Annotated in this window: 9 protein-coding genes; 3 read left to right on the plus strand and 6 right to left on the minus strand. The window is 68.7% G+C overall.

Annotated features, from left to right (window positions below):
• The coding region (locus tag MSZK_RS04705) for a YcnI family protein (protein WP_099245364.1) at positions 1–642 on the minus strand (642 nt) is incomplete at its 3' end.
• Positions 639–1,295 carry a DUF6474 family protein gene (locus MSZK_RS04710; protein ID WP_099245352.1) on the minus strand — a complete coding sequence of 219 codons (657 nt, stop codon included), beginning with the start codon at positions 1,293–1,295 and terminating at the stop codon, positions 639–641. The genes MSZK_RS04710 and MSZK_RS04705, both read right to left, overlap by 4 nt.
• A 246-nt stretch (positions 1,296–1,541) precedes the next feature.
• Between MSZK_RS04710 and MSZK_RS04715 the strand changes: the two genes are divergently transcribed.
• The 3 genes from MSZK_RS04715 to MSZK_RS04725 are packed head-to-tail and all read left to right on the plus strand — an operon-like array spanning position 1,542 to position 4,102.
• A complete protein-coding gene (locus MSZK_RS04715; protein ID WP_099245354.1) occupies positions 1,542–2,426 on the plus strand; it encodes a hypothetical protein in 885 nt (294 codons plus the stop codon).
• A gap of 48 nt (positions 2,427–2,474) precedes the next feature.
• Entirely contained in the window at positions 2,475–2,966 is a 492-nt protein-coding gene (locus tag MSZK_RS04720; RefSeq protein ID WP_099245356.1) for an ImmA/IrrE family metallo-endopeptidase, read from the plus strand.
• Positions 2,963–4,102 (plus strand): hypothetical protein, encoded by a 1,140-nt coding sequence (locus MSZK_RS04725; RefSeq protein ID WP_099245358.1) that lies wholly within the window; start codon positions 2,963–2,965, stop codon positions 4,100–4,102. Before MSZK_RS04720 ends, MSZK_RS04725 begins: the two co-directional genes overlap by 4 nt.
• 44 nt (positions 4,103–4,146) lie before the next feature.
• Here the strand turns inward: MSZK_RS04725 and MSZK_RS04730 are convergent, their stop codons facing one another.
• From MSZK_RS04730 to MSZK_RS32570, 4 genes are all read right to left on the minus strand, one after another.
• On the minus strand, positions 4,147–4,545 hold the full coding sequence (locus MSZK_RS04730) for a transcriptional regulator (protein WP_099245366.1): 399 nt from the start codon (positions 4,543–4,545) through the stop codon (positions 4,147–4,149).
• Positions 4,546–4,870: 325 nt separating this feature from the next.
• Positions 4,871–5,587, minus strand: a complete 717-nt coding sequence (locus tag MSZK_RS04735; protein WP_099245360.1) for a TMEM165/GDT1 family protein — start codon at positions 5,585–5,587, stop codon at positions 4,871–4,873.
• A 300-nt stretch (positions 5,588–5,887) separates the two neighbouring features.
• The gene (locus MSZK_RS04740) at positions 5,888–6,421 is read right to left on the minus strand and encodes a peptidase (RefSeq protein ID WP_099245362.1); all 534 of its coding nucleotides are present in this window, start codon (positions 6,419–6,421) and stop codon (positions 5,888–5,890) included.
• Positions 6,422–6,571: 150 nt separating this feature from the next.
• Positions 6,572–6,730, minus strand: coding sequence for a hypothetical protein (locus tag MSZK_RS32570; RefSeq protein ID WP_199203192.1), 159 nt, complete (start codon positions 6,728–6,730; stop codon positions 6,572–6,574).
• Positions 6,731–6,904 lie beyond the last annotated feature (174 nt).

Raw genomic sequence — 6,904 nt, forward strand, 5'->3', positions numbered from 1 at the left:
CACCGCGACGCCGACGCCGATCGCCGCGACCAGCAGCGCACCGCCGGCCAGCGCGCGGGCGGTGTTGTCGGGGCCGGCCGCCGGTAGGGAGTGATCGTCCGCCGTCGGGCCGGCCCCGCCGGTGGGCGCCCGCGGGCCGGCCGTCAGCGTCAGGACCGGGGCGGGATGCTCGGGTTCCTCGCCATTGGGCAGCGGCGGCTGGTCCCAGTCCACGACGGTGCCGTCGGCGTAGGTCTGGACCACGGGGAAGGTGGCGGTCGCGGTGTCCGGCAGCTGGACCGAGATCGCGAACAACTCGAACTGGCCCGCGCCGATGCCCGCGTCGGGGATCGCGGTGAACCTGACGGACCGGTACGCCCCGGTGCCGGCATCGCGATCCGTGACGGCGGTCCAGCCCGCCATCACGTCGGTGCTGACCGCCGTCACATTCGGCAGGGAGATGACGACTTTGGTTGTGGGAGAGCCGGTTACAGACTCGTTGGGCACCTGGAAGGTGATCAGGGCGGTGTCGCCGCGCACCGGGTGGTCGGTGTCGAGGCGGATGTGCGCGGCGGCGGTGGCCGCGGTCGCCCACGAGACCAGGGCGAAGGTGGCGGTCAGCGCGGCTGTGGTCAGCGTGCGCCCCGGCGACCGACGGGTCACAGCACGCCGAGGCGTGCCATCAGGTCGGCGTCGATCCCGTCGAGTTGCTCGGCGATGGCGGCGTGGGCGTCGCGACGCCGCGGTCCCGGCATGTTCTCCGCCGCCGTGACGGCCGCCGCCAGGGCGCTCAGCCGCTCGGTCATCGCGGCGACAAACTGTTTGGTCTCGGCATCTTTGGGCTTCTTCTCGGCCACCATGCGTAGCGAGTTCTCCGCGCCGGCGATACGCGCCGACAGCTGACCGCCGTGCCCGGAGAACTGGCCGAGCTGACTCAGCGGAACCCCGAGCCGGTCGGCGCGCCGTTCGTCGATCGCGCCTCGAGCCGCGATGGCGGCGCGGTAGGCCACCGGCACCACGATCGGGGCCAGCAGTCGCGACACCGTCAGCGCACGCCGCACCCGGGTGGGGGACAGAAGTTTGCCCTCGCGTGCCGCCTTCAGTTGCGCTTCGGCAACCTTGACGGCCGCGCGGTCGGCGTCGCGGGCGGCTCTCAGCTGGGCCTTGATCGCCTTGTTCTCGGAGCGCTCGGCGGACTTGATGCGGCGAACTTCGTTCTTGGCCGAAAGCTTGGCATCGAGTTTGGCGCGGGCCTTGATCGCCCGAGCCTCCGCGCGACGGGTCGCACGGCTTTTGCGCTTGGTGAACAGGCCCATTCCTGCTGCCTCCCGGGTAGGTCGTCGGCGATCGGCGAGGCGTGCTCGCGACCGGGTCAGCTAACCCTAGCGCCCGGCCCAAGGCGGACTGGCACGACCTGCGGATATGCCACAATGATCGGCGAACCGTCCGACGCGGCACCGACCCGCGCCGCTACCTCGAGGAACGTCGTGAACCGCTCGCCGCGCAGGGCCACAGCGATTAGCTGGGTGATCGCCTGCGGTTTGCTCTGCGGTGGTACAGGCGTGCTGTGGGCGGTACCTGCCGCGGCTGACACCGGCAGCGTCGGCGACCGCCACGGGGGCGGCACGGCCGACCGCGGCGCCGGTCGCCCCGACGGGCACCGGCCCGCGGTTCCTCGCAAGCCCCGGGGAACCGACCTCACACCCGCGACGTCAAAACCGGAGCGCACCGTCGCTGCCGGACCCCGCAGGCAGGCTGATCGGCCTGCCCGGCAGAGCCTGTCCGGCGAGGACGGCTGGCCCGAGGACGGCTGGCCGTGTCTGCCGCTGCCGCACATCCCGCCGATCGTGCTCCCGCCGTTGCCACCGCTGCCCCCGCTCCCGCCGCTGGCGTGGCCGCGCGCCGCATATGGCGACGGGGTCGGGGTGGCCGCCCCGCCGCGGCTGCGCATCGCGCCGCCACCGGCGGCCGCCGGCGGGGGCGGCAGCGGTGGCGGGATCGGCATCCTGCCGCGCACGATCCCGCCGCCCGGCGAGCCGGGGCAGCCCGGGGAGCCGCCGGTCGTCAGTGCCGACCGCGGGACGGTGGGGCCCACCGGTATGCAACCGCCACCCATCACGATGCCGCCGATGATCGGACTGCCGCCCCGAGCGATCGGTCCGGGCGCCGAGCCCGGCCCGCGGGGCGGGCCCGGCCGGGAATCGATCACCACCCGTGAACGCCCGCCCGCCACGTCGTCGGGAGCCGGTACAGAACTGCCCCCGTCGACTAGGGTGGGCTATCCCAGATACCTCCGGGAGGCGAAGATGGGCGAGGTCGCGGCGCTGGCACTGCCGGGTTTCGCCGGACTTCTCGCCCTGACCGCCCTCGGTGGCGTCGTCGGATATCGCCAAGCCAAAGCCGGCCACGTCGTGCGGACACCCGCGACCGCCCGGTTCATGCCGTGACCGAAATCGCGCATCGCAACCCAGTCGCCGACGCAGAAGGGGGACGAGATGTCGGCCAGTCGCCGGGTCACCACCGCGGTGAACGACGTCTTGGACCTTGCTCCGCGCCACGGTGAAATCTCGCTGACCCGGCTGGTCGCGGCCGTCAGCGCGGACCGCGACCGGCCCATCGAGGTCACAATGGCCGACCTGCCGGCCGGGGTCTGCGGTCAGTGGCGCCAATACGCCGACCACGACGTCTTCCTGATCCAGCATGGCCTGCCGACATGGGACCGGACGCTCGCGCACGAGCTCGGCCATCTCGTACTCGGCCACTATGGCATCCCGATCTCGGAGGCGGCCCGCGATGTCGCCGAGCTGGCCAGCGACGACCTCATCGGCTACATGCTCAACCAGCGCACCGGCTGTATGGGGCCTGGTGGGGAGGACATCGAGCAGGAGGCCGAGGATTTCGCGGCGTTATTGCTGTATCGGCTCGGCCGGTCGCCCTCGGACCGCTCCTCGATCGTGCAAGTTCGCCTCGGAGAGGCGTTTGGTTGATCGTCTGGGTGATCGCCGGTCTGCTGGGAATGGCCACCGGCCTGCGCATCGGATGGGCGTTGGTCAACAAGCAGTCGGTGGTCAGTTCGGCGATGATCGTCGCGCTGGGCAGCCTGGCCGCGGTCGCCGCGCTGAACTGGCCGCCGCTGACGCTGCTGATCGACAGCGTGCTGCGCTGGTCGAACGTGTCGATCGGGTTGAGCCAGGTCGCGCTGGTGTGGTGTGCGGCGGGCAGTTGCGTGATGATCACCAGCGTCGCGTCCACCCGCCGCCCGGCGGTGGTGCGCCGGATCGCCGCGGTGCAGTACGGGGTGGCGGCGGTGATCAGCATCGCCACCCTGGTGCTGTTCTTCTCCTCCGGTCAGCAGCCGGAGATGTCGCCGGAGGAATATCTGCGGCGCAACCTCGGCTCGACCAACACCTCATTGCCCTGGTTGCTGCCGCTGCTCTATGTGATGTTGGCGTCGACGCTGGTGCTGTGGGTGGGCATGCGGCATTCCAATCGCACCCGGCGCGGGCGCGCCTTGTTCGTGTTCACGGTCGGCATCGCGCTGCTGGTGGCGGCCAGCGCCTTCTTCGTGATCCGGGTGGTGGGCAGCTCGCGACTGGTGGGGGTCGGCACGGCCGCCACGCTGCTGGGTGCCGCGATGGCGATCGTCGCGGCGGGCTCGCTCTTGCCCGCCATCGAGGACTGGTTCGGCGGCCGGCGCGAGTTGCGCCTGATCGATCCGCTGCTGACCGAACTGGAGCGCCGGCAGCCCGACGTCGGGATCGGGGAGCGCCCGCGCGGTCCCCTGGTGTTCCGGGTGGCCGAGCGGTTGTCGCTGATCTCTGACGCGCTCTACCTGGAGGCCACCATGGCCGAACACCTGCGTTCGGGGACACCGGACCGGTCCGGCGTGGAGGTGTTGGCCGACGTGAGACGACGCGAGGTCGCCCCAGCCGAACAGGCCATGGCGATCGCCAGGTGGATTCACGCCGGTCGGCGCACGCCGCGGGTGGCGCAGCCGGCCGGGCAGGGACGGTTTCCCGGAATGAATTGGCTTGGGCAGCCCGAAAACTACTCCGATCGGGAATGGATTCTCGAGATCGCGCGTCAGTACCGCGCCCTGGAGGCCGGGGCCCCCGGGCACTGAGCGGACTCTAACGTTGCCGACACTCCTGTGACAGGAGTGTCGGGCTAATCGTCGAGGTGCTCCCGGCGACGCAGCTCGTCGACCTTGGAGACGATGTCCTGCTGGGCTTCCGGCGACAGTCCCACGGTCCGTGCGGCAATCCGGCGCACGCCCTCGTCGCGCATGTTCGCCAGCCAGGTCAATTCCTTGTCGAGCTTCTCGTAGTACTCGTCGTCGGTGAAGTACGCCGGCTTGATCCGGAAGAAGTTGGCAAGCGCCGTCATCGTGGTGGACGACGGGTTGGTCCGGTTGCCTGAGCGCAGCTGCGACAGGTAGGGAGCGGACATCGTGATGCCTTCAGACTTCAGCGCGGCGATGACTTCCGCGGAGGTATGAGGACCCCGGCCGGGTGGATACACCGTGTCGAACAGGCGATTCAGGCGGGCCGAGAACGTCGTGCTCATCTTGTTGACCTCCACATGCGAGAAGAGCGGTCGTTTCCGTTGGCTTATTTGCTGATCATGGTAGCGACACATCTGCCGACAACCAAGTGCAAACTACCTGATTATTGACGCGCGCGGACATTTTCGCAGCACTGGCAAACATCCGTGCGGACATTTTCTCAGGTCAGCGCCCGCTCGGCATCGAACGTGGGGCAAAGAAACGCATGGTAGGAGGCATCCCAGCACAGCAGGTGACCGATAATCGCCCGCTCGTGAACCTGAGATTACCCTGAGCAACCGAGGCTGTTGCGGGTCATCCGGAAAATCTACTTTGCTGTAACCGCACTTACGCCGGATCGTGAGGCGCCGTGCCTGCCGGAGTGGGGGTCCGCAGCGCGGCCGGTCGCAGCCGCGGCGGCAGCGCGCGCACGGCGGCCGCGGCCAGCAGGACGACGGCGAGCGAGATGCCGGCGATGGCGATGCCTGCCACCGCAGGGAAGGCGCCCTCGATCAGCATCGACACTCCGAACACCAGGAACAGGGCAGCGGCGGCCAGCTGGATGAAGCGTTCCGGCAGATGCTTGCCGGCCAGGGCGCCGACCAGGATCGCCAGGGCGTCGGCCGCCACCATGCCGATGGTGGACCCGATCCACACGCCGACCCAGTCGTGGTCGGCGGCCAGCGTGATCGTGGCCAGCATCGTCTTGTCGCCGAGCTCGGCCAGCAGGAACGCCGAGGTCACCGCGAAGAAGGCCGGCGCCGTGGTGCGCTGGGCGCGGGTGGCCTCGTCATCGGAGAGTCGGTCTCCGCGCAGCGTCCACAGGCCGAACAGGATGAAGGCCACCCCGGCCAGGATGCCGAGGAGATGGGTGGGCAGGGCGGCGCCGAGATAGTGGCCGACGGCCACGGAGATCAGGTGAACCGCCGTCGTGGCGACGGTGATGCCGCTGAGCACCACCCACCACCGGTGTCGCAGCGCGAACGTCATGGCCATCAATTGCGACTTGTCGCCCAATTCGGCGACGAAGATGACGGCGAAACTCAGGAACAACGCGGAGAGCACCCAGAACTCCTCAGTCGGGTGGCTGTGGTCAGGGGCGGAACAGATGCCTCCGGCCGGCAACCACTAACGGTTTTACGGCCGAAGGTCTCGCCCACCGGAACTGGTCCGGCCGGACAACCGGGCGAGGCGCGTGAGCGTCAAGCCAGTATGTCGATTGTCCGATTGGGGGCTACTCCCCTTCGCTGCGGCCAACTCTACGGGCACCGGAGCAGTGCCCGCAACTCGTGCGCCGCGAAAAGCTAACCGTAGCAATAAATTTGGGGCGCCACGTAAGAAAGTTTGGGCATCCTCACAAAATCGCTAGGCGGCCAGCAGCATCGCCAGGATTGCGGTGTCGGGGTGGCTGATCGGGTCGACACCGACCCGGCTGACCATGCCGGTGATGGTGCCGTCGGACTCTGCCTCCACCCACGCAGCGCGATGCTCCAGGCCGAGGTGCGGAATGCCGGGCAGCAGAACGCAACCCGAGGCGGCCCCAGAGCACTCCGGAAGCGACGGCGTGGTCTCGGACGGCGGGTGCAGCATCAGCAGGGCGGGTGGTTGCCGGTCAGCGAAATGCCCTGGCGGAACGGCAGATTCGCCGACAACCGTGCCTTCAGCGAGCACCAGCCCGACGGTGCCCGGCTGCGGTTTGTCCGGCAGCTCCTCCCGAACGCCGAAAATAGTTGTGGTGGAGAGCAACCCGGGCAGCGATGCGACGCGGACCGCGACCATCAGAAGCTGCGCCCACTCCTTCGTCGAGTTCGGCCAGCGGCCGGAAACGACGAAGCCCTTCAGGGCACCACGAGAATGAAAGGGGGCGACTTCGACCGCACGCCCGGAACCATTTTCCATCTCGCCTCCGCGACACCTCGGTAGGTCAGTGCGACACGACAGCGGGTCGGTTCGATTCAGGATGCGGTACATGGCGCGTAGCACGCAAGACGACACGAGTGCTAACGCCCAACGGAGGTTCCGGCTGCGGCCGGCGGGAGTGGGAAAGGCTCAGAACAAGACGATCAGGGCAAGGATGCCGAGCAAGACCAGGGCGATCACGCCGGCGCGCAGTGCGGCCAACATGTAGGAGCGATTACAGGTGGCAGAGGAGGCATACCAATGCGACGGCTGCGACGCGGGCTGCGCGCGGAATGACTGGGATGCCATCACACCGTCCTGACCTGCATGTACAACTACCACCCCTAGTGAAATTGCTCACAGACTGTTCTGTGAGCGCGATCATAACCCGTGCGCTAGCTGTAACTCCCAGACAGGTTGTGAACGGCGTGGTGAGCGGAAGTAGGTGAGGACCTCCGGTATCGGTGTGGTTACCAAACACGC

The organism is Mycobacterium sp. shizuoka-1, from assembly GCF_002723835.1.
In the GTDB taxonomy this organism is placed as follows: domain Bacteria; phylum Actinomycetota; class Actinomycetes; order Mycobacteriales; family Mycobacteriaceae; genus Mycobacterium.